At 64.1% G+C, this 21899-nt stretch carries 18 protein-coding genes, 1 tRNA gene and 1 riboswitch; of the genes, 9 read left to right on the top strand and 10 right to left on the bottom strand.

Annotation, left to right across the window (positions count from 1 at the left end):
• Positions 1 to 2: 2 nt before the first annotated feature.
• From ACFO5X_RS12065 to fabA, 7 genes are all read right to left on the bottom strand, one after another.
• Positions 3 to 1838, bottom strand: coding sequence for a 2-oxoacid:acceptor oxidoreductase subunit alpha (locus ACFO5X_RS12065; protein WP_380717706.1), 1836 nt, complete (start codon positions 1836 to 1838; stop codon positions 3 to 5).
• On the bottom strand, positions 1828 to 3639 hold the full coding sequence (locus ACFO5X_RS12070; RefSeq protein WP_380717707.1) for an FAD-dependent oxidoreductase: 1812 nt from the start codon (positions 3637 to 3639) through the stop codon (positions 1828 to 1830). Before ACFO5X_RS12070 ends, ACFO5X_RS12065 begins: the two co-directional genes overlap by 11 nt.
• A 240-nt stretch (positions 3640 to 3879) precedes the next feature.
• The gene (locus ACFO5X_RS12075; protein WP_380717708.1) at positions 3880 to 6165 is read right to left on the bottom strand and encodes an Orn/Lys/Arg family decarboxylase; all 2286 of its coding nucleotides are present in this window, start codon (positions 6163 to 6165) and stop codon (positions 3880 to 3882) included.
• Between the two features lie 143 nt (positions 6166 to 6308).
• Positions 6309 to 8165: a heavy metal translocating P-type ATPase gene (locus tag ACFO5X_RS12080; RefSeq protein WP_380717709.1), complete on the bottom strand. Its 1857-nt coding sequence runs from the start codon at positions 8163 to 8165 to the stop codon at positions 6309 to 6311.
• Positions 8166 to 8337: 172 nt separating this feature from the next.
• Positions 8338 to 8414, bottom strand: a tRNA-Pro gene (locus ACFO5X_RS12085).
• Between the two features lie 55 nt (positions 8415 to 8469).
• Positions 8470 to 9423: a DMT family transporter gene (locus ACFO5X_RS12090; RefSeq protein WP_380717710.1), complete on the bottom strand. Its 954-nt coding sequence runs from the start codon at positions 9421 to 9423 to the stop codon at positions 8470 to 8472.
• A gap of 87 nt (positions 9424 to 9510) precedes the next feature.
• Positions 9511 to 10020 carry a bifunctional 3-hydroxydecanoyl-ACP dehydratase/trans-2-decenoyl-ACP isomerase gene (fabA, locus tag ACFO5X_RS12095; protein WP_380717711.1) on the bottom strand — a complete coding sequence of 170 codons (510 nt, stop codon included), beginning with the start codon at positions 10018 to 10020 and terminating at the stop codon, positions 9511 to 9513.
• Positions 10021 to 10206: 186 nt separating this feature from the next.
• Between fabA and irr the strand changes: the two genes are divergently transcribed.
• Positions 10207 to 10623, top strand: coding sequence for a Fur family transcriptional regulator Irr (irr, locus tag ACFO5X_RS12100; protein WP_380717712.1), 417 nt, complete (start codon positions 10207 to 10209; stop codon positions 10621 to 10623).
• Positions 10624 to 10629: 6 nt separating this feature from the next.
• Here irr and ACFO5X_RS12105 read toward each other — a convergent pair whose 3' ends face one another.
• On the bottom strand, positions 10630 to 11889 hold the full coding sequence (locus tag ACFO5X_RS12105; RefSeq protein ID WP_380717713.1) for a D-amino acid dehydrogenase: 1260 nt from the start codon (positions 11887 to 11889) through the stop codon (positions 10630 to 10632).
• Positions 11890 to 12041: 152 nt separating this feature from the next.
• Between ACFO5X_RS12105 and ACFO5X_RS12110 the strand changes: the two genes are divergently transcribed.
• Positions 12042 to 12839, top strand: a complete 798-nt coding sequence (locus tag ACFO5X_RS12110) for a phytanoyl-CoA dioxygenase family protein (RefSeq protein ID WP_380717714.1) — start codon at positions 12042 to 12044, stop codon at positions 12837 to 12839.
• Between the two features lie 12 nt (positions 12840 to 12851).
• Here the strand turns inward: ACFO5X_RS12110 and ACFO5X_RS12115 are convergent, their stop codons facing one another.
• Both ACFO5X_RS12115 and ACFO5X_RS12120 read right to left on the bottom strand, forming a co-directional pair.
• The gene (locus tag ACFO5X_RS12115) at positions 12852 to 13547 is read right to left on the bottom strand and encodes a ZinT family metal-binding protein (protein WP_380717715.1); all 696 of its coding nucleotides are present in this window, start codon (positions 13545 to 13547) and stop codon (positions 12852 to 12854) included.
• A gap of 116 nt (positions 13548 to 13663) precedes the next feature.
• Complete coding sequence (locus ACFO5X_RS12120) at positions 13664 to 14536, bottom strand: hypothetical protein (protein WP_380717716.1); 873 nt, start codon at positions 14534 to 14536, stop codon at positions 13664 to 13666.
• Between the two features lie 105 nt (positions 14537 to 14641).
• Here ACFO5X_RS12120 and miaB point away from each other — a divergent pair, with 105 nt between their 5' ends.
• The 7 genes from miaB to metK all read left to right on the top strand — a co-directional run bounded on the left by miaB (position 14642) and on the right by metK (position 21899).
• Complete coding sequence (gene miaB, locus ACFO5X_RS12125) at positions 14642 to 15958, top strand: tRNA (N6-isopentenyl adenosine(37)-C2)-methylthiotransferase MiaB (RefSeq protein WP_380717717.1); 1317 nt, start codon at positions 14642 to 14644, stop codon at positions 15956 to 15958.
• 363 nt (positions 15959 to 16321) lie between these two features.
• Entirely contained in the window at positions 16322 to 16558 is a 237-nt protein-coding gene (locus ACFO5X_RS12130; RefSeq protein ID WP_380717718.1) for a hypothetical protein, read from the top strand.
• Between the two features lie 143 nt (positions 16559 to 16701).
• Positions 16702 to 17709, top strand: a complete 1008-nt coding sequence (locus ACFO5X_RS12135) for a PhoH family protein (RefSeq protein ID WP_380717719.1) — start codon at positions 16702 to 16704, stop codon at positions 17707 to 17709.
• Complete coding sequence (gene ybeY, locus ACFO5X_RS12140; RefSeq protein ID WP_380717720.1) at positions 17706 to 18215, top strand: rRNA maturation RNase YbeY; 510 nt, start codon at positions 17706 to 17708, stop codon at positions 18213 to 18215. Before ACFO5X_RS12135 ends, ybeY begins: the two co-directional genes overlap by 4 nt.
• A 24-nt stretch (positions 18216 to 18239) precedes the next feature.
• Positions 18240 to 19139, top strand: a complete 900-nt coding sequence (locus ACFO5X_RS12145; RefSeq protein WP_380717721.1) for a hemolysin family protein — start codon at positions 18240 to 18242, stop codon at positions 19137 to 19139.
• Entirely contained in the window at positions 19136 to 20647 is a 1512-nt protein-coding gene (gene lnt, locus ACFO5X_RS12150; protein WP_380717722.1) for an apolipoprotein N-acyltransferase, read from the top strand. Before ACFO5X_RS12145 ends, lnt begins: the two co-directional genes overlap by 4 nt.
• Before the next feature lie 31 nt (positions 20648 to 20678).
• Positions 20679 to 20728, top strand: a riboswitch (SAM-SAH riboswitch).
• 4 nt (positions 20729 to 20732) lie between these two features.
• Complete coding sequence (gene metK / locus ACFO5X_RS12155) at positions 20733 to 21899, top strand: methionine adenosyltransferase (protein ID WP_380717723.1); 1167 nt, start codon at positions 20733 to 20735, stop codon at positions 21897 to 21899.

Below are 21899 nucleotides of genomic sequence, written 5' to 3' on the forward strand. Positions count from 1 at the left end.
TCCTATTGGGCGACGATGCGGGAGGCTTCGCCATAGCCGGGCAGGCGGCGCAGAGCCTGCAAGACGAATTCGCGCACGAAAGCGGCGGTGAGCGGCATCCCGTCGATGTTGGGCACGCCGATCAGCTTGGTGCCGGGGATGTCCGCCTCGGCCAGCAGGAGGTGGCGCATCTGGCTGTCGCGGTTCTGTTCGATCACGAAAAGATAGTCGTGGGCCTCGGCAAAGTCGCGGACCTCTTGCGCGAAGGGGAAGGCGCGCAGCCGCATGTGGTTCATCACGTGGCCTTCGCCGTCCAGTTCTTCCAGCCCTTCGCGCACGGCGGGATCGGTCGACCCGAAGTTGACGATGGCCAGACGGGCGTCGGGATCGCGGATGTCGATCACCGGTTTGGGCAGGTGCGCCGCCGCGCCTTCGATCTTGTATTTGATCCGTTCCAGCGTCTGCGCGTGGATGCGCCCGTCTTCGGTATAGCCGCCGGTATCGGTGTGCGAGGTGCCGCGAGTGAAATAGGAACCCTTGTTCGGGTGGGTGCCCGGGATCGTGCGGTAGGGAATGCCGTCCCCGTCGACATCGCGGTACCGGGCGAATTCGGCCACCTCGCCCAGTTGGGCGGCATTGAGCACCTTGCCCCGGTCGAGCTTGCGGCTGTTGTCCCAGGTCAGTTCGTCGATGACCCAGTCGTTCATGCCGATGTCCAGGTCGCTCATCACGAAAACGGGCGTCTGGTAGCGGTCGGCGACATCGAAGGCATCGACCGACATGGTGAAGCATTCGCCCGGATCGCCGGGCAGCATCAGGATATGAGTCGTGTCGCCGTGGCTGGCATAGGCGCAGGTCAGGATATCGGACTGTTGGGTTCGGGTGGGCATCCCGGTCGAGGGGCCCCCGCGCTGCACGTCGAAAAGCACCAGCGGGATTTCGGCGAAATAGGCGAGTCCAATGAACTCTGCCATCAACGAGATGCCGGGGCCGGAGGTCGCGGTGAAGGCGCGCGCGCCGTTCCAGCTGGCCCCGATGGCCATGCCGACAGCGGCGAGTTCATCCTCGGCCTGCACGACCGCAGCGTTCAGGCGACCGTCTTCCGTCCGGCGCAGCTTGTTGGCGTGGCGCTCGAAATTCTCGACGAGCGAGGTCGAGGGGGTGATCGGATACCAGGTGGCCACGGTCGCCCCGGCATAGAGCGCCCCGAGTCCGGCGGCCTCGTTTCCGGTCATCATGATCTTGCCGGTGGTCTTGTCGGAGCTGCGCGCGCGGACGGCGAGGATCGTGTCGATGTTGTCGCGGGCGTAGTCCCGGCCGAGATGCAGCGCCTTGAGGTTGGGTTCGATCAGCTTGGGCTTGGACTTGAACTGTTCGGTGATGAGCTGTTCGACGACGGCGTCGTCCAGCCCGATCAGGGTGATCAGCGCGCCGACGTAGATCATGTTCTTGAACAGCTGGCGCTGGCGGGAATCGGTCCAGTGTTCGGCGCAGAGACGGGCGATGGGGATGCCGATGACCTGGATGTCGTCGCGGTCGAACCGGCGTTCGAGCGTCGAGTCGTAAATCAGCGCGCCACCGGGCACGACTTCTGCCGCGTCGCGCTTGTAGCTTTGCGGGTTCATCGCGACCATCACGTCGATCCCGGCGCGGCGGGCCATATGACCAGCCTCAGAGACGCGGATCTCGTACCAGGTCGGCAGACCCTGGATGTTGGACGGGAAGATATTCTTGGCGCTGACGGGGAGACCCATGCGGAAGAGCACCTTGGCGCAGAGGAAGTTGGCGGAGGCGGAGCCCGAGCCGTTGACGGTGCCGAACTTCAGCACGAACTCGTTGAAGACCGTGTTACGCGACATGGTGCTGTTTCCGTTCTGGTTCCGGCAATCTGGCGGTGCTGGCGTGTGCCTCGTCGTAGAGGAACTTCTGCATGTCCCAGGCGCCGGTGGGGCAGCGTTCGGCGCAAAGGCCGCAGTGCAGGCAGACGTCCTCGTCCTTGACCATGACGCGTGAGGTGGGGAGCGTTTCGGAGACGTAGAGATCCTGGTCGGTGTTCAGCGCCGGAACGCGCAGCATCTGGCGCAGCTCGGGTTCTTCGGCGTTGGGGGTGAAGGTGATGCAGTCGACCGGGCAGATGTCGACACAGCCGTCGCATTCGATGCAGAGGTTGGTCGAGAAGACGGTCTGGATGTCGCAGTTCAGGCAGCGCCGGGCTTCGAGGAGGGCCTGGCCGGCGTCAAAGCCAAGCTCGACCTCCATCGACAGATCGCGCAGCGCGAGCGCCGGGTCGGCGTGGGGGACGTTCAGGCGGCGCACCTGCGTCGGGTCGTTGTCGTAGGACCATTCGTGAATGCCCATCTTCTGGCTGATGAGCGTGGTGGCAGGGGCGGGCCGGTCCATCACATCCTTGCCCTGGCAATGCAGGTCGATGGAGATCGCCGCCTGGTGGCCGTGGGCGACCGCCCAGATGATGTTCTCGGGTCCCCATGCCGCATCGCCGCCGAAGAAGACGCCGGGGCGGGTGGACTGGAAATCGATCTTGTTGACCACCGGCTGTTCGCGGGCGTCGAAGTCGATGCCGATGTCGCGCTCGATCCAGGGGAAGGCATTCTCTTGTCCGACGGCCATCAGAACGTCGTCGCAAGGGATCACCACGTCGGGCTCGCCCGTTGCGATCAGCCGGCGCATGCCGCTGTCGTCGTATTCGGCGCGCATCTTCTCGAAGACGACGGCGGTGAGCTTGCCGTTCTCGACGCGGAATTCCTTGGGGGAATGATTGTCGAGGATCGGGATGCCTTCGCGCTCGGCGTCCTCGATCTCCCACGGAGACGCTTTCATGTCGCTGCGAGGCGAGCGCACCGTAACGGTCACGCTGTCCGCGCCTAGGCGCAGGGCGGTGCGGCAGCAGTCCATCGCGGTGTTGCCGCCGCCGATGACGACGACGCGCTTGCCGATGGTTTCGATGTGGCGGAAGGAGACGGAACTGAGGAAATCGGTGCCGATGTGGATGTTCTTCGCTGCCGCATCGCGGCCGGGGATGTTGAGATCCTTGCCGCGGGGGGCGCCGGTGCCGACGAAGACCGCGTCAAAGCCTTCTGCGAGCAGGGCCTTCATTGAGGTGACCTCGGTGCCGAAGCGCGGGGTGGCGCCCATGTCGAGCACGCGGCCCGTCTCTTCGTCCAGCACCGCGACAGGCAGCCGGAACGATGGGATGTTCTTGCGCATCAGGCCACCGGCCTTGTGGTCGCGCTCGATCAGAACGCAGTTGTAGCCGAGCGGCAGCAGGTCGCGCGCCACGGTCAGCGAGGCGGGTCCGGCGCCGATCAGGGCGACGCGCTTGCCGTTCTTCGGGCCTTGCTTGGGGATCAGATGATCGACCACGCCGCGGTTGTCGGCGGCGACGCGCTTGAGCCGGCAGATGGCGACCGGCTTTTCCTCGACCCGGCCGCGCCGGCAGGCGGGCTCGCAGGGGCGGTCGCAGGTGCGGCCCAGGATCCCGGGAAAGACATTCGATTCCCAGTTGATCATGAAGGCTTCGGTATATCGCCCGTGTGCGATCAGGCGAATGTATTCGGGGACCGGAGTATGCGCCGGACACGCCCACTGACAATCGACCACCTTGTGAAAGTAGGGCGGGTCACTCGTATTCGTCGGTTTCATTCCCTCGCGCTCTCCCCTCGCGATTCCTGGCCCGATGTAAGCAGCACTCGTCATCTTCGTCACGGATCTTCGTGGGCGCGGGGCGAATACTGGTCCCAATCCTTGGCTTGGTCCCACATATGTGTCCCAGGCGTCACAAGAAATCCAGCATGTAACGCAGAATTGTCAGGGGCCGGCACACAAAGGCGGCCCGGCATGCGCCGGACCGCCTTCTGTCAGGTCGCCCGATGTGCGACCGCGCTATTGCGCGACGCAATCGGCGTAGTAGCGCATCACGCCGTTCTCGTCGGCTTCGTGGACAAGACCGTGGATATCGATTTCGAAGCCGGGGCATTCCTTTTCGAAGACCCGGTTGAATTTCAGGTATTCGACGATGCGGGCATTGAACACCTCACCCGGGATCAGGAGCGGGATGCCCGGCGGATAGGGGGTAATGAGCGCCGTGGTGATGCGCCCTTCGAGCTGGTCGATCGGAACCCGCTCGGTCGTGCGGCGGGCGATGTGGGCATAGGCATCGGAGGGTTTCATCGCCGGGGTGACCTCGCTGAGATACATCTCGGTCGATAGCTTCGCGACGTCGTATTTGGCATACATGCTGTGCACGTGCTGGCAGAGATCGTAGAGACCCATCGCCTCGTAGCGGGGGTGCTTCTGGCAGAACTCGGGCATAGAGCGCCACATCGGGGCGTTCTTGTCGTAGTCGTCCTTGAACTGCTGGAGCGCGGTCAGCAGCGTGTTCCAGCGGCCTTTGGTGATACCGATGGTGAACATGATGAAGAAGGAATAGAGGCCGGTCTTTTCGACCACCACGCCGTGTTCGGTAAGATATTTGGTGACGATCGAGGCGGGAATGCCGGCCTCCTGGAAGAATCCGTCCATGTTGAGGCCGGGGGTGATGATCGTCGCCTTGATCGGGTCGAGCATGTTGAAGCCCGGCGCCATGTCGCCGAAGCCATGCCAGCTGTCTTCGCCGTCACGCTGCACGCCCTCGCTGTCGGTGCGGCGCAGCACCCAGTCCTTGGCGCGGCCGATGCCTTCGTCTTCCAGTTCGTCCGGGCCCCAGACGCGGAACCACCAGTCGTTGCCGTATTCCTCGTCGACCTTGCGCATGGCGCGGCGGAAGTCGAGCGCCTCCATGATGCTTTCCTCGACCAGCGCGGTGCCGCCCGGCGGCTCCATCATCGCCGCCGCCACGTCACAGGACGCGATGATGCTGTATTGCGGCGAGGTGGAGGTGTGCATCAGGTAGGCTTCGTTGAAGAGGTGCCTGTCGAGCTTGGTCTCGTCGCTGTCCTGCACCAGGATGTGGCTTGCCTGGCTGATCCCGGCGAGCAGCTTGTGGATCGACTGGGTGGCATAGGTGACGGAGTGTTTCGTCCGGTCCCGCTTCTTCCCCATCGCGTGATAGGTGCCGTAGAACGGGTGGAAGGCGGCGTGGGGCAGCCAGGCCTCATCGAAGTGCAGGTTGTCGACATAGCCGTCGAGCAGGCCCTTGATGGTCTCGGTGTTGTAGAGCACGCCGTCATAGGTGGACTGCGTCAGCGTCATGATGCGCGGCTTGACCGTCTCGGGGTCGACACCTTCGAGCAGGGGGTTGGCGCGGATCTTTTCCTTGATGCTTTCGGGCGAGAATTCGGAATGCTGGATCGGCCCGATGATACCGTAGTGGTTGCGGGTCGGTTTCAGGAACACCGGGATCGCGCCGATCATGATGATCGAGTGCAGGATCGACTTGTGGCAGTTGCGGTCCACCACCACCACGTCGCCCGGCGCGACAGCATGGTGCCAGACCATCTTGTTCGAGGTCGAGGTGCCGTTGGTCACGAAGAAGCAGTGGTCCGCGTTGAAGATCCGCGCGGCATTGCGCTCGGACGCGCCGATGGCGCCGTTGTGGTCGAGCAGCTGGCCCAGCTCTTCCACGGAATTGCAGACGTCGGCGCGCAGCATGTTCTCGCCGTAGAACTGGTGGTACATCTGTCCGATGGGCGATTTCAGGAAGGCCACGCCGCCGGAATGGCCCGGACAGTGCCAGGAATAGGATCCGTCCTCGGCATAGTCGAGCAGGGCCTTGAAGAAGGGCGGCTGGATCCCTTCGAGGTAGCTTTTCGCCTCGCGGATGATGTGCTTGGCGACGAATTCCGGCGTATCCTCGAACATGTGGATGAAGCCGTGCAGTTCGCGCAGGATGTCGTTGGGCAGATGGCGCGCGGTCTTTGTCTCGCCATAGACATAGATGGGCACGTCGGCGTTTTTCCAGCGCACCTCCTCGATGAACTTGCGCAGGTTCAGGACCGCGGGGTCGAGGTCGGGGCCGGGGCTGAATTCCTCGTCGTCGATCGAGAGCACGAAGGCCGCGGCGCGGCTTTGCTGCTGCGCGAACTGGGACAGGTCGCCATAGCTGGTGACGCCCAGCACTTCGAATCCTTCCTCCTCGATGGCCTGCGCCATCGCGCGGATGCCCGAGCCGGAGGAGTTCTCCGACCGGAAGTCTTCGTCGATAATGACGATGGGGAAGCGAAACTTCATCAGGCTCTCCTATCGGGAAAAGCGGCGCACAACCTGCCGCGAGGGGGAACCGGCCGAGTCGCCTGCCGCGGCCAATTGGGTTCCGGAATCATGCATGTATGTTTCTGGTTGATCATGTCCAGTCAATACCTGCATCGGCATTCTCAGTTGGCGGATGCCAATGCGTCGGACGGGCGCGGGCTGATGCGCAGGGCCCTCAGCGCGTTGAGGATGACGGCGACGTCGATGGCTTCCTGCAAGAGCGCGCCCTGCACCGGTGTCAGATAGCCGAAGGCGGCCGCGAGCATGCCGAGAACGGACAGTCCGATCCCGGCGAAGACGCTTTCCAGGGCGATGCGGCGCGAGCGGCGGGCGATCTCGATTCCGGTGGCCAGGCGGTCGACCCGGTCGATCAGCAGCACCACATCCGCCGCCTCGGCCGAAGCGGCCGCACCGCGCGCGCCCATTGCGACACCGACATCGGCTGCGGCCAGGGCCGGCGCGTCGTTCACGCCGTCGCCGACCATCATCACCGGGGCCTTGTCGCGCTCGGTCCGGACCAACTGGACCTTTTCGTCCGGCGAGAGTCCCGCGCAGACCTCGTCAAGCCCGAGACCGGCGGTAATGTGGCGGGCTACGTCCATGCGGTCGCCTGTCGCCAGAAGAATGCGCGCCACGCCTTCCTCGCGCAGGCGGACGAGCATCTGTGCGGCGTCTTCGCGCAGGGGGTCGGCCATCACGAGGTGGCCTGCCATCTGCCCGTCGACCGCCATTGCGACGAGGACAGATCCCGGCCGGATGTTTTCCGGATCGCGGGCGGGGTGCCCGATCTTTCCGGCAACGAAGGCATGGCCTCCGACGACGACGGGTCGGCCGTCGATGGTACCGCTGACGCCTTCGCCGGGAAATTCCGCAGCGTTCGTCGGCAGGGTAAGGGGCAAACCGCGTGCCTTGGCCGCGGCAACAACAGCCTGCGCGACGGGATGCTTGGACGCCTGGTCCAGCGAGGCCGCCAGGCGGAGGATGTCGTCCTGCGGCAGGTCGCCGTGACTGAGGATTGTGACGATCTGGGGCCGGCCGTCGGTCAGGGTGCCGGTCTTGTCGAGCACCAGCGTGCGGATGCGGCCCATGGCCTCGAGCGGGCGGGCACCCTTGACGAGCACGCCGAAATGGGCCGCCCGCGACAGCCCGGCCACCAGCGCGACGGGTACGGCCAGGATCAGGGGGCAGGGCGTGGCGACAACCAGGACCGCAACGGCGCGGATGGGATCGCCGGTGACCAGCCAGGCGGCCAGCGCGATCAGGACTGTCACGGCCAGAAAGCCGAGTGACCATTGGTCGGCTAGGCGAGACATCGGCGCCTTGGAGCGCTGCGCGGCTTCGACCAGACGGACGATGCCGGCATAGGTGCTGTCGCTGGCCGGGCGGGTCGCGACGAGATCGAAGGGACCGGCGGCGTTGGTCGACCCGCTCAGCGCGTCCTGTCCCCGCGCTGTCCGCACGGGCAGGGATTCCCCGGTCAGCGCGGACGTGTCGAGGAAGGCCACGTCGGAGGCCACCGTACCGTCGACCGGAACCACATCGCCCTGCCGGATCAGCAGGCGGTCACCCGGGGCGATGGCGTCGAGAGTCACCTCCTCGAGGTGGTCATCGCGGTGCCGGGTCGCCGTGCGGGGCACATGCGACAGCAGGTTGCGCATCTCGCGGCGCGCGCGCCCTTCGGCGAAGCTTTCGAGGAAAGTGCCGCCGCAATACATCAGCGCAACCACGGCCGCCGCGAGGGTCTCGCCGAAGGCCAGAGCCGCGCTCATCGACAGGGCCGCCACGATGTCGAGACCGATTTCCCGGCGCGCCAGGCCGCGCAGAATTTCGACGACGAGGCCCGCAAGCGCGGGAAGGACGCCGGCGGTCCAGGCAATTTTCGCGGCCTCTGTCAGGCCGGACAGATGCAAACCGAGGCCGAGCACCAGACCCGTCAGCGCGATCAGGAGCAGCGCGGTTTTCGTGCGGTCGGACGTCACGCGATCCTCTCCATACTGTCCTCCGGGTCGTGCCTGGTCGCAGGCTGACAGTGCGTCGGGATGAAGACGCCGGGCAAGAGCTGTTTCTCGCGCGCCCTTGCGAGAGCGCTGCCCCGGCGGATGGAGCCCTGTCTTACAAACGAAAAAGGCGCCCAAGGGCGCCTTTGTTCATTGGTCGGAGTGAGAGGATTCGAACCTCCGGCCCCTGCCTCCCGAAGACAGTGCTCTACCAGGCTGAGCTACACTCCGACCGTGAGGGGCGACCTACAGCGATAAATGCGCTTTGGCAAGGGGCTGCGACGCGTCAGCGTTTCCGTCCTAGGAGGCGGATGGCAAGGCTGACGCGGGGGATGCCGGGGGTGGCGGAACGGCTTCGGGTTTCCAGCACGGGCGTCGTGCGCGAGGCGCCGGCGCGGGTTTCGCGGAAAACGATGTAGAGGCCCGAGGCGATGATGAGAGAAACGCCGATCATCGTCGCCAGACCCGGCCAATCGTCAAAGATCAGCCAGCCATAGAAGACGGCCCAGATGATCTGGGAATACTGCATCGGCGCGACAAGCGCGGCTTCGGCGCGCTTGTAGGCCATGATCATGAACAGCATTCCGGCGAAGGCCAGCACCGAGACGGTGGCCATCATCGCGAAATGCATGCCCTCCATCGGGCGATAGACGGCGGGCATGGTCGCGCCCATCACGACGAATGTCGCCATCGTGGGATAGAGCAGCATGGTCACGTTGCGTTCATCCCGGCCGATCTTGCGCATGATGACCGCCCCGAGGGCAGAGCAGGTGGCGCCGACAAGCGCCGCAAGATGACCGAGCGTCAGAGAGGATTCACCGGGGCGCAGAACGATGACGACGCCGGCCAGGCCGACGAGCACCGCGATTCCCCGGTGCACGCGAATGCGTTCGCCCAGCAGGGGAATCGAGAGGAGCGTCACCAGGATCGGCATGGAAAACAGGATGGCGTAGGTATCGGCCAGGGGCAGGGCCGAAAAGGCGTAGAAGGAGGCGGCCGAGGCGATCATGATGACCAGCATCCGGACGGCCATCCACCAGGGATGAACAGGGCGCAGTGTGGCGGGTTCGGTGTCGCGGATCAGCATCAGCGACGTCAGGGGAAAGGCGAAGAGCACCGAGAAGAAGACAATCTGGAACGGCGAATAAAGTCCGCCCAGCAGCTTGATCAGCACGTCGTGCAGTGCGTAGACCCCGAAGCCGATCAGGGCGAACAGGATGCCTTGGGTCTGCTGGGACATGCAACGCGCCTTCGGTTCGGGCCGGTCGGACCTCCTTTGCCCGCGTGGCGCCGGATGTTCAAGGCAGGCTGTGACGCATCGGAGGCGTCAGTTCTCGCTGAGCGCGACTTTCATGTCCTTGACCTGATAGATGACTTCGCCATCGGCCTCGACGCGGCCATCGGCGACTCCCATCGTCAGCCGGCGTGTCTGGATCGCCTTGGTGAAGTCGACATGGTAGGTCAGCATCTTGCGGTCGGGTCGAACCATGCCGGTCAGCTTCACCTCGCCGACGCCCAGAGCATAGCCGCGCCCTTGCCAGCCGCGCCAGCCCAGGTTGAAACCGGTCAGTTGCCACAGCCCGTCGAGCCCGAGGCAGCCGGGCATGATCGGATTGCCGGGAAAATGACAGGCGAAGAACCAGAGGTCGGGGGTGATGTCGAACTCGGCGACGACGTGACCCTTGCCATGCGCCCCGCCGTCCCCGCTGATCTCGGTGATCCGGTCCATCATCAGCATCGGCGGCTCGGGAAGCTGCGCATTGCCCGGCCCGAACAATTCGCCGCGGGCGCATTTGAGCAGATCTTCCTTGTCGAAGCTGCTGGGGTACTGGGCCATGTGCGCGCGTCTCCTGCCTAAGATCATCTCGGTTGTCCGTCGATCTAGCACCCGCCGGACCCGTCCTGCAAGGCCGGGGCGTCGCACCGGAACGGGGTAGGCGAAGTCGTTGCGAATGAATATCAATTGAATTCCGGGCCTCTCCGACCCTATATTGACCGTCAAGGAAGCTGCGAGAGCCAAGGCATGATGCCCAGACCAAGCAAGTTCGCCACCGACTGGCTGAGTACGGCCGGCCTGCGCCCGACGCGGCAGCGGCTGGCCTTGGCCGAGCTGTTGGTCGGTGACGGGCAGCATCGGCATGTCACCGCCGAGAGCCTGTTCGAGTCTGCGCGTGCGCGCCGCGCGCCGGTCTCGCTGGCGACGGTCTATAACACCCTGCGCGCCTTCTGCGAGGCGGGGCTGCTGCAGGAAGTGACGGTCGACGGCAACCGAAGCTATTTCGACACCAATACCCGGCAGCATCCGCATTTCTACTGGGAAGACGACGGGCGGCTCACGGACGCCCCGTCGGATCAGCTGGTCATCGCGCGGGTGCCGGATGCGCCTGAGGGTGCCGAAATCGCCTCGGTCGACGTGGTGATCCGCCTGCGCCGGGTCTGAGCGCGCTCAGACCCCGTACCGCTCGGCGGTGATGCCTTCGAGCGAAATATCCGGCACGTTTCCAAGCACGACATCGGCCACCGCCCGGCCGGAGCCGCAGGCCATCGTCCAGCCAAGCGTTCCATGCCCCGTGTTGAGGAAGAGGTTGGGGTATTTCGACGGGCCGAGCACGGGTGTTCCGTCCGGCGTCATCGGGCGCAGGCCGGTCCAGCCTTCGGCCTTTGACACGTCGCCGCCTTGCGGGAACAGGTCCGAAATGACGTATCGGACGGTATCCGTGGCATGCGGCCCGAGCCGGCCGGAGTAGCCGGCGATCTCGGCCGTTCCGGCCACGCGGATGCGGTCGCCCAGCCGGGTGATGGCCACCTTGTGCGTCTCGTCCATGATGGTCGATTGTGGGGCCATCGCGTCATCCGTCACGGGCAGCGTCACCGAGTATCCCTTGACCGGATAGACCGGGAGACGGATGCCGATGGGGTTGAGGACGCGCGGGCCGAAGCTGCCCAGGGCGCAGACATAGGCATCGCCCGTGATGCGACCGGCAATCTCGGTGTCGATGCCGACGACCTTGTTATTCTCGACCGCGATGGCCCGGATAGACTGGCCATACTGGAACTCGACCCCCATCTCGGCGCATTTCTCGGCCAGCGCGACTGTGAACATCCGGCAGTCGCCTGTGCGGTCGGCGGTCAGCCGCAGGCCACCGACGAACTTGTCGCGCACGGCCGCCAGCGCGGGTTCGGCGGCGATGCAGCCGTCGCGGTCGAGCACCTCGTAGGGCGAGTCGTATTCGGCCAGGATCTCCTGGTCGGCCTTCGAGCCCTTGAGCTGCTTTTCGGTGCGGAACAGCTGAAGTGTGCCCTGAGCGCGGCCGTCGTATTCGATACCGGTTTCGGCGATCAAATCCGGCATCACGTCGCGCGAATAGTTCGAGATACGCACCATGCGGGACTTGTTGACCCGATAGCTGTCGTCGTTGCAGTTCTTCAGCATCTGCCAGCCCCAGACCCACATGGTCGGGCTTATAAGGGGCCAGATGAAGAGCGGCCGGCGTTTCATGAACAGCCATTTCACCGCCTTCATCGGAATGCCGGGCGCGGCCCAGGGGGACGTCATGCCATAGGATAGCTCGCCCGCGTTGGCATAGCTGGTTTCCAGGCCGGGACCGAGCTGCCGATCCAGGACAGTGACCTCGGCACCCTGGCGGGCGAGGTAATAGGCTGTGGTGACGCCGATCACACCGGCGCCCATGACGACAACCTTCATGCGGCTGCTCCCTCGTTCAGGTTTGCGCCCAGCATGGCTCGCCGGGCCGCGCAACTCAAGTCAGGCTGCGGTAAATCCCGGTTATCGGACGATTTTCAAAGGACGATAAGTTCGTTACTGAGGCAGAAGCGCCGCCGGAACGGGACAGACCCATGCCACACCCTCTCGTAACCTCCGAAGACATTGCCACCTACCAGCGCGATGGCGTTGTGCTGATCAGGGGACTGTTTGCCGATCACGTCGAGGCGCTGCGCGAGGGCATCGCGCAGAACATGGCCGAGCCGGGACCCTATGCGTCGGAAAACAAGCGGGAGGGCGAGAGCGGCCGGTTCTTTGACGATTATTGCAACTGGGAGCGCATTCCCGCCTTTGCCCGGGTGATCCGCGAGTCGCCCGCCACTGAGGTGGCGGCCGACCTCATGCAGTCGCAACGGGTGCAGATGTTTCATGACCATGTGCTGGTGAAGGAGCCGGGCACGTCCATGGCGACGCCCTGGCATCAGGATAGCCCCTATTACTTTGTGAGCGGCCGCCAGACCGTGAGCTTCTGGTCGCCGCTCGATCCGGTGCGCGAGGCGACGCTGCGCTGCGTTGCCGGATCGCACCGCTGGGAAAAGGAGGTGCTTCCGACGCGCTGGGCGGCGGCAACGCCGTTCTTCGAGGGAATCGAGGATTATATGCCGGTGCCCGACCCCGAGGCAGAAGGGATGACCATCGTGGAATACGCGATGGAGCCGGGGGACGCGGTGGCGTTCGATTTCCGCACCCTGCATGGCGCGCGCGGCAATACTTCGCCCAACCGGCGGCGGGCTTTTTCTCTGCGGCTTGTCGGAGATGACGCGCGCTATGTCGAGCGTCCGGGGCGGACGTCTCCGCCCTATCCCGGGCATGGGATGGAACCGGGCCAGCGGCTGCGCGAGGACTGGTTTCCCGTTCTGCTCGACCGCTGACCCGTCCGGTCTTCAGTGGGCCAGCATCTCGTCAACAATCTGCGCCGGGCTGAGCGACGCAGGATAGTAGGTCGGCCAGTTGGTCACCTCTTTCAGCAAGGCGGCGCGGTCGTTGCCCCAGTAGAGGTGGTAGTGATCGGCCTTGTGGGGCGCGATGCGGTGGTCGCTGAACTGGATGAAGGCCGGGGCGCCGGCATCGCCCGAGACCTTGGCGAAAATGAAACGGACGCCGCGATTGCCCTTCTTGTAGGTCAGCACTTCGTAGCCGTCGCTGGCATAGTGGCCCTGCACCGTCTGGCCGTGCTCGTGGAACGTCACGCTGTCAACGTCGATGACGATACGGTCGACGCCGGTGCGGTACCCTGTCTCGTAGTAATCGTGGTATTCCGCCGCGGTCTTGTCGCCGTGTTCGGCCTTGTGCTGCATGACGGGGGCGAGCGTGCCATCCATCAGCAGCGGGTAGACCGATTGCCAATCGCCTTCCCAATCGGACAGTGGACGCTGTGCGATCTGGCTGTCGTCGAAGTAGCCCTTGTAGACCTTCTGATCTGCGTGCGCATGGCTGGAATGATCGTGGGATGTCGACTGAGCCTGCGCCTGCGGGGTGGCCAGTGCAAGCAGTCCAAGCGCGAGCGCGGCAAGGTGACGGGGGATCGATGGGTGCATCGTCTCAACCTCTTCGGGTTCCTGCGGGGGAACGGTCTTCATTTGATTCGTTATGATATAACATAACGTGACCGATCTAGAAGAATCAGAGCCTGGTCGCAAGCCAAAGCTGCTTGCGGGACAAGCGGTCTGACGGTCGGGAAACGATCAGACCGAGGTCAGAACCATTGGCCCGGCTCCATCAGGCCGAGATCGAGCAACTGCCGCGAGTGCCATTCGAAGGGAGTCGAATTGTGCCAGCGGAAACTGTGGATGTCGAAGGTCGATCCCGGATTGCGCTTGAGCGCCTTCGCGGTCCGGAACGAACAGATGGCCGCCGTCAGATTGTGGTGCCACGGACAGGCGTAAGTGTTCAATTCCTGCCGGTCAAAGGTGTGATCGGGCAAAAGTCGCAGGCCCGGGCTGGCCCGGAACAGGGAGATGCGGTCGATCCTGCGGCTGGTTTTCGGAATGTGCTCCTCGTAGCGCCAGCGCAGGCCGCCAAAGAAGTCGAGCTGTCGGTCGCGGGGCTGTCCTGTCGACGGATCCTTGCGGGACAAGGCGTAGTAGCCGGAGCGATCGAGATGCGCGGTTTCGAGCGAGACGGCATTGGGGCATGTGGCGAGATCCCCTGCGTAGAGGTCGATCACATAGGTCAGCATGGCGTCGCGCCGTTCCTCGGCGTGAAAGGCCAGCATCTCGCCCACGGTGCGGGTCTCGCAGAAAGGGAAGAAGAGGTATTCGGCGTTGTAGCAGTAATAGAGCCAGATGCCGGGCGCCGCGTCGATCACGCGATTGACGGTTTCGAATACCGTCTCGGGTCGGCCGATGCCAAAGGTGATCCGGTGCACCTTGTTCGCCACGTCGTCGGCGAGTGCGAATTCGTCGGGCATGAAGGCTAGAACCGTGCGGAAACCGCAGTCGAGATGGTGCCGCAGGGTCGAGTCCACTTCGACCTCGTCCTCGACAAAGACCATCCCCACCGGCCCGCCGGAGAGCGCCGCCGCGCCGTGGCGCAGGAACGCATCGAAGGAGAGATAGGACTGCGTCAAGGATGAATCCCGGCTCTGGCTGGATATCCCGCGCAGATTCGGTTAATTGCGCCTTCATTGCAAGGCGCGACCCTTCGGTCGCCGACCGCCGGAGATCTCTCGCCCATGACTGCCCGCAAGAAGCTGTTCCTGAAAACTTACGGGTGCCAGATGAACGTCTATGACAGCGAGCGGATGGCCGAGTCGCTGAAGGACTACGATCAGACGGACCGGGCGGACGAGGCGGATCTGATCCTGCTGAACACCTGTCACATCCGCGAGAAGGCGGTGGAGAAGGTCTATTCCGAACTTGGCCGCCTGCGTGACCTCAAGGATGCGAAACCCGATCTCAAAATCGGCGTGGCAGGCTGTGTGGCCCAGGCCGAAGGGGCCGAGATCATGCGCCGCCAGCCGCTGGTGGATCTGGTTGTCGGCCCGCAAAGCTATCACCGCCTGCCCGAGCTGGAGGCGCGGGCGCGAGGTGGGGAGAAGGCGCTCGACACCGATTTTCCCGAAGAAGACAAGTTCGATCACCTGCGCCGGCGGCCCAAGGCGGCGCGCGGGCCTACGGCCTTTCTGACCGTGCAGGAAGGGTGCGACAAGTTCTGTGCCTTCTGCGTGGTGCCCTACACCCGGGGCGCCGAAGTCAGCCGGCCGGCGGAGCGTGTTCTTGAAGAAGCGCGGGATCTGGTCGAGCGCGGGGTGCGCGACATCACGCTGCTGGGCCAGAACGTCAATGCCTATCACGGGGCGGGGCCGGACGGCGACTGGTCGCTTGCACGGCTGATCCGGGAACTGGCGCGTATCGACGGGCTGGCGCGGCTGCGGTTCACCACCTCGCATCCGAACGACATGGGCGACGACCTGATCGCGGCCTTTGGCGAGGAGCCGAAGCTGATGCCCTATCTGCATCTTCCGGTGCAGTCGGGGTCTGACCGCATTCTCAAGCGGATGAACCGGGGTCATACGGCCGAGCAGTATCTCCGGCTGATCGAACGGATCCGCGCGGCACGGCCTGATGTGCTGATGTCGGGAGACTTCATCGCCGGGTTCCCGGAGGAGACGGAAGAGGACGTTCGGGCGACGCTCGACCTGATCGAGGCGGTCAATTACGGTTTCGCCTATACATTCAAGTATTCGCCGCGCCCGGGGACCCCCGCCGCCGAACGGGCGCAGGTGCCCGAAGCTGAAATGGACGACCGGCTGCACCGCATCCAGGCGTTGATTGCGCGGCAGCAGCGCGCGGTGCAGGATGCGATGGTGGGCCGCGACGTGAACGTCCTGTTCGAAAAGCCGGGCCGGTTCCCCGGCCAGATGGTTGGCAGGTCCGAGCACCTGCACGCCGTCCACGTGACCGCCGAAGGCCTGGAGCCGGGCGTGGTGCGACATGTGCGCATAACGGCCTCTGTCACCAATTCGCTTTCGGGCGAGCTGCGCGGCTGAGCAGACGGATCGTCGATGTGATTCGGCGCCTGCATTTAGGATTGAGACATAATTGTGGCAAAATCGCGCCGCAATCATGACTCAACACGGTTGAAATTGTGTCATTATTTCCGTTTCGTGGACAAAAATAGGAAATTCTTGGTCATTTCCGCCAGCGAGCCTACGATGCACCAAGGAAGAGGACCATTTTCCGCACCACCAAGCTGCCGGTCGCGGAGTGTCCCCTTTCGCTGCTTTCGTATCTGGGGTTGGGCTATGAAGACTGTGGCTGTTCTTCTGTTTGCTGTGGCCGGGCTTGTCCCGCCCGCATTTGCGAACGGCACGAGCAAGGACCGCGCAAGCGCGCCGGTCCGGACGATCTATGTGAGTTGCTATCGCGGGCCCTGGGCCGAGGTCATCTGGGACCGTCCCAATGCCGAGTTCATCGACAGCCTTGTCAAGGTCGGCTACGACTATCCGACTGCCTCGGCCATCGGTGAGCGTATCTGCCGCGACGAGGCGTTGGTTGGCAATGCCGAAGGCATGAAGTCGGAGATGATCCGGGTCTTCAACGAGTCACCCAAATACCGCAATCCCAAGCTGCGCATTCGCAGCAACTGATCGGGCCGGCGGGCGCGTGTGTGCCGCCAATCGGTCGCCATGGCCGTTTTTCGCTCTCCGATGGACGTGCCGGGCAGCTTGCGCTTGCGCCAGGGAGCCGAAGTTGGCACCCTTGCCACAGTGTTTGAGTACAGGAGAGCGGATTGGCCATTGGTGCCTTGACCCCATCGAAGCCGCAACCCTCGGCCGAGGTGCAACTTGAGTTCCCCGACAATCGCCTGTTGATCGACCTTTGCGGAGAATACGACCGCAATCTTGCCGACATCGAGACCAAGCTCTCGGTGCAGATTCTGCGCCGGGGCAATGTGCTGGTCATCCTTGGCGAGGAAGGCGTGCAGCAGCAGGCGGCCCAGATTCTGCGTGCCCTTTACGCGCGGCTGGAATCCGGGCGCGGATTGGACGCGGGCGACATCGACCGCGAGCTGCGCATGGGTGGGGGACCCGAGATGGAAGAACCGGGCAGCCAGCTTGAAATGTTCCGTGGGGGCAAATACGAGATCAAGACGCGCAAGAAATCGGTCGAGCCGCGCACCGAGGCGCAAAAGGCCTATGTGAAGGCGCTGTTCGACCACGAGCTGGCCTTCGGCATCGGCCCCGCAGGTACTGGCAAGACGTATCTGGCTGTGGCCGTGGGTGTGACGATGTTCATATCCGGCGAGGTCGACAAGATCATCCTGTCCCGCCCGGCGGTGGAAGCCGGCGAAAAGCTCGGCTATCTGCCCGGCGACATGAAGGACAAGGTCGATCCCTACATGCAGCCGCTCTATGACGCGCTGAACGATTTCCTGCCCGGCAAGCAGCTGGCCAAGCTGATCGAGGACAAGCGGATCGAGATCGCGCCGCTGGCCTTCATGCGCGGGCGGACGCTGTCCAACGCCTTTGTCGTGCTGGACGAGGCACAGAATGCCACGCAGATGCAGATGAAGATGTTCCTGACCCGTCTGGGCGAGGGCAGCCGCATGGTGATCACCGGCGACCGGACGCAGGTCGATCTGCCGAAGAACGTCGATTCCGGCCTGGCGGATGCCGAGCGGTTGCTGAAGTCGATTCCCAAGATCAGCTTCAACTACTTCACGTCCAAGGATGTGGTGCGCCATCCACTGGTTGCGGCAATCATCGAAGCCTATGAGGCGGACAGCGGGCGGGTGTGATCGATATCGTTCTTGAAGACGACCGCTGGTCGGCGTTTGGCCTTTCGGCGGTTGCAGAGCGGGCCTGCGCGCTGGCGTTGACGTGTGTCGGTCTTGATCCGGATCTCTGCGAAATTGCGCTGCTGGCGACGGACGATGCGCGCATCGCGGTTTTGAACGCCGATTTTCGGGGCAAGGCGCAACCGACCAATGTGCTGAGCTGGCCCGCGGACGACCTTGCGCCGGATGAGCCGGGCGGAACTCCGCTGCCGCCCGAGGCGGACCCCGACGGGACCCTCCCGCTGGGCGACATCGCGCTTGCCTACGAAACCTGCCTGCGGGAAGCTGAAGAACAAGGCAAAGCCGTCAGCGATCATGTGACGCACCTGATCGTCCATGGACTGTTGCATCTGCTGGGTTACGATCACGAAACCGAAGCCGATGCCGCGTTGATGGAAGGACTTGAGGTCAATATACTTTGCAAATTGGGTCTTCCCGACCCATATGCGATTTCTGACAGGCCCTGATGGGTCGTTTTGGACGAAGGATTGATGAGCGACTCAGACGGCAGTTCTAGCGCCGCGCAGCGCGCGCTTGACCAGCAGGGGCATGGCGAAGACCCCCCGGAGCAACCGGAAGAACGCGCCGGATTTTTTGGACGAATCCTCGAGGCACTCTCTCCAAGCGAGGAAGAGCCGGGCGGGGCATCGCGCAATGGCCTTTCGGCGGAGCCGCTCAAGGGCATGATAAACCTGCGACGGATGCGGGTCGAGGATGTGGCGATCCCGACGGCCGATATCGTTGCCGTGCCCAATACGGTGACCAAGGACGAACTTGTGCGCGTGTTCCGCGAAAGCGGGATGAGCCGTGTGCCAGTCTACGAAGGCACGCTCGATTCCCCGCTGGGATTCATCCACCTGAAGGACTTTGCGCTGACCCACGGATTCAACGGCAACACGACGCCCTTCGAGGTGGCGCCGATGTTGCGGCCGCTGCTGTTCGTGCCGCCTTCGATGCCGCTGGGCGTGCTTTTGGCCAAGATGCAGACGGAGCGCCGGCATATGGCGCTGGTAATCGACGAATACGGTGGCGTGGACGGGCTGGTGACGATCGAGGATCTGATCGAACAGGTGGTCGGCGAGATCGAGGACGAGCACGACACCGACGAAGATCAGACCTGGATCAAGGAAAAGCCAGGTCAGTATGTGGCTCTCGCCAAGACTCCGCTGGAAGAGTTCGAGGCGGAAATCGGCCAATCTCTGACCGCCCATGACGAAGTGGACGAGGAAGAGATCGACACGCTGGGCGGGCTGGTCTTCATGCTGTCGGGCCGCGTGCCGGCGCGGGGCGAAGTGGTGATGCACCCTGACGGCCCCGAGTTCGAGGTCATCGACGCCGATCCACGCCGGATCAAGCGTTTGCGCGTGCGACTTCCGCAGAAGGCGGAATGAGCCCAGTTGCGCACTGGCCACTCTGGTCGCGGCTGGGGCTGGCGGGCCTGAGCGGGGCAGTCGCTGCCTTTGGCCTTGCACCCTGGGGTCTGTGGTGGGCCAGCGTCGCCGGCTTTGCCATGGCGGCAATGCTGCTGAATGCCAGCGATCGGCGGCGCGACGTGGCGCTGACCGGCTGGGCCTTTGGCGCGGGCTGGTTCGCCCATGCGCTGACCTGGATCGTGGAACCCTTTCTGATCGACGTGGCCCGTCACGGCTGGATGGCGCCTTTTGCCGTGGTGCTGATGTGTGGCGGGCTGGCGCTGTTCTGGGGGGCTGCCTTCTGGGCCGCAGCGGCGCTGACGCGGGCCGGGCCGACGCGTGTCGTGGCGCTGGTCGTGACCTGGACATCGGCCGAAGCCTTGCGCGGCTATGTCTTCACCGGCTTTTCCTGGGCGGCGCCCGGGCAGGTCTGGATCGATACGCCTGTCGCAGCGCTGCTGGCCTGGGTCGGTCCGATCGGGTTGGATTTCGCGATGCTGGCCGCCGTGCTGCCCCTGGGTCTGGTTCTGACAATGCGCAATGCGCAGGGCCTTCTGGCAGCCCTTCCGGCAGCAATTGTTCTGACGGTTGCCCTTGCGGCCTATCAGGCGCGGCCCGAGGTGCGGACCACCGGGAAGATCGTGCGCATCGTCCAGCCAAATATCCCGCAGGACGAGAAGTGGGACCGCGCCCAGATGGCGGCGCATTTCCAGCGGCAGGTGGACTATACCGCCGCGGCGCCGCGCCCCGACCTTGTGGTCTGGCCGGAGACCGCCGTGCCTGTTCTGCTGGACGAGGCCGGACCCGCGCTGGATCGGATCGCGAATGCCGCGCAAGGCGCCCAGGTCGCGGCGGGCATTCAGCGCTGGGAGGATGGGAAATGGTTCAATTCTTTGATCCGTCTCGATTCGCAGGGAATGCAGGCCGGGCTGTATGACAAACATCACCTTGTGCCCTTCGGGGAATTTATCCCGCTGGGATGGCTCGCGAAACGGATGGGCATCACCGCGCTTGCCGATAATTTCGGCGACGGCTTCAGCGCCGGGCCCGGGCCGCGGCTGATGGATTTCGGCCCGCTGGGTCAGGCGGTGCCGCTGATCTGTTACGAAGCGGTATTCGCCCGCGATTCCGGGAATGTGCCGGGCCGGGCTGACTTTCTGCTGCAGATCACCAACGACGCCTGGTTTGGTCAGCGCACCGGACCCTTCCAGCATCTTGCGCAGGCGCGGATGAGGGCCATCGAACAAGGGCTGCCACTGATCCGGTCCGCGAATACCGGCATCTCGGCGATGATCGATCCGGCCGGCCATGTCATCGATCACCTGCCGCTGGGAAAAGCGGGCTATATCGACGTCGCGCTGCCCGCACCTTTTCCGGCAACCGTTTATTCCCGGAGTGGCGACGGGCCGATTCTTGCGCTGTTGGGCCTGCTGCTGTTGGCTGTGGTCGGCGGCCAAGTCCTGCGACTTCGCGCGTTCTCGCATTGACCCGCGCCGTTCACGCGCGTAACCCGGTGGAAATGCGTCACAACGGCTTCCTGGCGTGCCGCATCAATCATCAATGGAGCACTTCATGGCCCGTAACAAATATGTCTTCACCTCGGAATCGGTTTCCGAGGGCCACCCCGATAAGGTCTGCGACCGGATTTCCGACGCGGTTCTGGACGCCTTCCTGGCAGAGGATCCGCAATCGCGCGTGGCCTGCGAGACTTTCGCGACAACCGACCGGGTCGTCATCGGTGGCGAGGTGCGCGGGCCGGGGACGGTGATCCAGCGGGTCGAAGAGATCGCGCGGGACTGCGTCAAGGACATCGGCTACGAACAGAATGGCTTTCACTGGGCCAATCTCAAGGTCGACAACTACCTGCACGCGCAATCCGCCGATATCGCCCAGGGTGTGGACGCCTCGGGCAACAAGGACGAGGGCGCGGGCGACCAGGGCATCATGTTCGGCTATGCCACGACGGAAACCACCGCCCTGATGCCGGCACCGATCCTGTATGCGCACAAGATCCTGCGGCGCCTGGCGCAGGTGCGCAAGTCGGGCACCGAACCGCGGCTCGGCCCGGACGCCAAGTCGCAGCTGTCGATTCAATACGAGAACGGGATGCCTGTCGGAGTCACCTCCGTCGTGCTGTCGACCCAGCATCTCGACCCGTCGATGACCTCGGCCGATGTGCGCGCCCTTGTCGAGCCCTACATCCTGGAAGAATTGCCGGATGGATGGGTTACCGCCGATACGGTGTGGCATGTGAACCCGACCGGGAAATTCGTGATCGGCGGGCCGGATGGCGACGCCGGGCTGACCGGCCGCAAGATTATCGTGGATACCTACGGCGGCGCGGCCCCGCATGGCGGCGGTGCCTTCTCGGGCAAGGATCCGACCAAGGTTGACCGTTCGGCTGCTTATGCGGCGCGGTATCTGGCCAAGAACATCGTGGCCGCGGGAATGGCCGACAAGTGCACGCTGCAGCTGAGCTATGCGATCGGCGTCAGCCAGCCGCTGTCGGTCTATGTGGATACGCATGGAACCGGCGAGGTTGATCCTGAGGCGATCGAGCGCGCCGTGAAAGAGGTGATGGACCTGTCGCCACGGGGCATCCGGCAGCATCTTCAGCTGAACCGTCCGATCTATCAGCGCACGGCCGCCTATGGTCACTTTGGCCGCGAGCCGGATGAAGAGGGCGGGTTCAGCTGGGAAAAGACTGATCTGGTCGACGCGCTGAAGAGCGCCGTCTGA

It is taken from the genome of Seohaeicola nanhaiensis (assembly GCF_042654245.1).
GTDB classification, from domain to species: Bacteria; Pseudomonadota; Alphaproteobacteria; order Rhodobacterales; family Rhodobacteraceae; genus Seohaeicola_A; species Seohaeicola_A nanhaiensis.

Bases quoted from the DNA above. Each gene is read 5' to 3' on its own strand.
- ACFO5X_RS12065 (WP_380717706.1), bottom strand. From the start codon at position 1,838: ATGTCGCGTAACACGGTCTTCAACGAGTTCGTGCTGAAGTTCGGCACC.
- ACFO5X_RS12070 (WP_380717707.1), bottom strand. From the start codon at position 3,639: ATGAAACCGACGAATACGAGTGACCCGCCCTACTTTCACAAGGTGGTC.
- ACFO5X_RS12075 (WP_380717708.1), bottom strand. From the start codon at position 6,165: ATGAAGTTTCGCTTCCCCATCGTCATTATCGACGAAGACTTCCGGTCG.
- ACFO5X_RS12090 (WP_380717710.1), bottom strand. From the start codon at position 9,423: ATGTCCCAGCAGACCCAAGGCATCCTGTTCGCCCTGATCGGCTTCGGG.
- fabA (WP_380717711.1), bottom strand. From the start codon at position 10,020: ATGGCCCAGTACCCCAGCAGCTTCGACAAGGAAGATCTGCTCAAATGC.
- irr (WP_380717712.1), top strand. From the start codon at position 10,207: ATGATGCCCAGACCAAGCAAGTTCGCCACCGACTGGCTGAGTACGGCC.
- ACFO5X_RS12105 (WP_380717713.1), bottom strand. From the start codon at position 11,889: ATGAAGGTTGTCGTCATGGGCGCCGGTGTGATCGGCGTCACCACAGCC.
- ACFO5X_RS12110 (WP_380717714.1), top strand. From the start codon at position 12,042: ATGCCACACCCTCTCGTAACCTCCGAAGACATTGCCACCTACCAGCGC.
- ACFO5X_RS12115 (WP_380717715.1), bottom strand. From the start codon at position 13,547: ATGAAGACCGTTCCCCCGCAGGAACCCGAAGAGGTTGAGACGATGCAC.
- miaB (WP_380717717.1), top strand. From the start codon at position 14,642: ATGACTGCCCGCAAGAAGCTGTTCCTGAAAACTTACGGGTGCCAGATG.
- ACFO5X_RS12145 (WP_380717721.1), top strand. From the start codon at position 18,240: ATGAGCGACTCAGACGGCAGTTCTAGCGCCGCGCAGCGCGCGCTTGAC.
- lnt (WP_380717722.1), top strand. From the start codon at position 19,136: ATGAGCCCAGTTGCGCACTGGCCACTCTGGTCGCGGCTGGGGCTGGCG.
- metK (WP_380717723.1), top strand. From the start codon at position 20,733: ATGGCCCGTAACAAATATGTCTTCACCTCGGAATCGGTTTCCGAGGGC.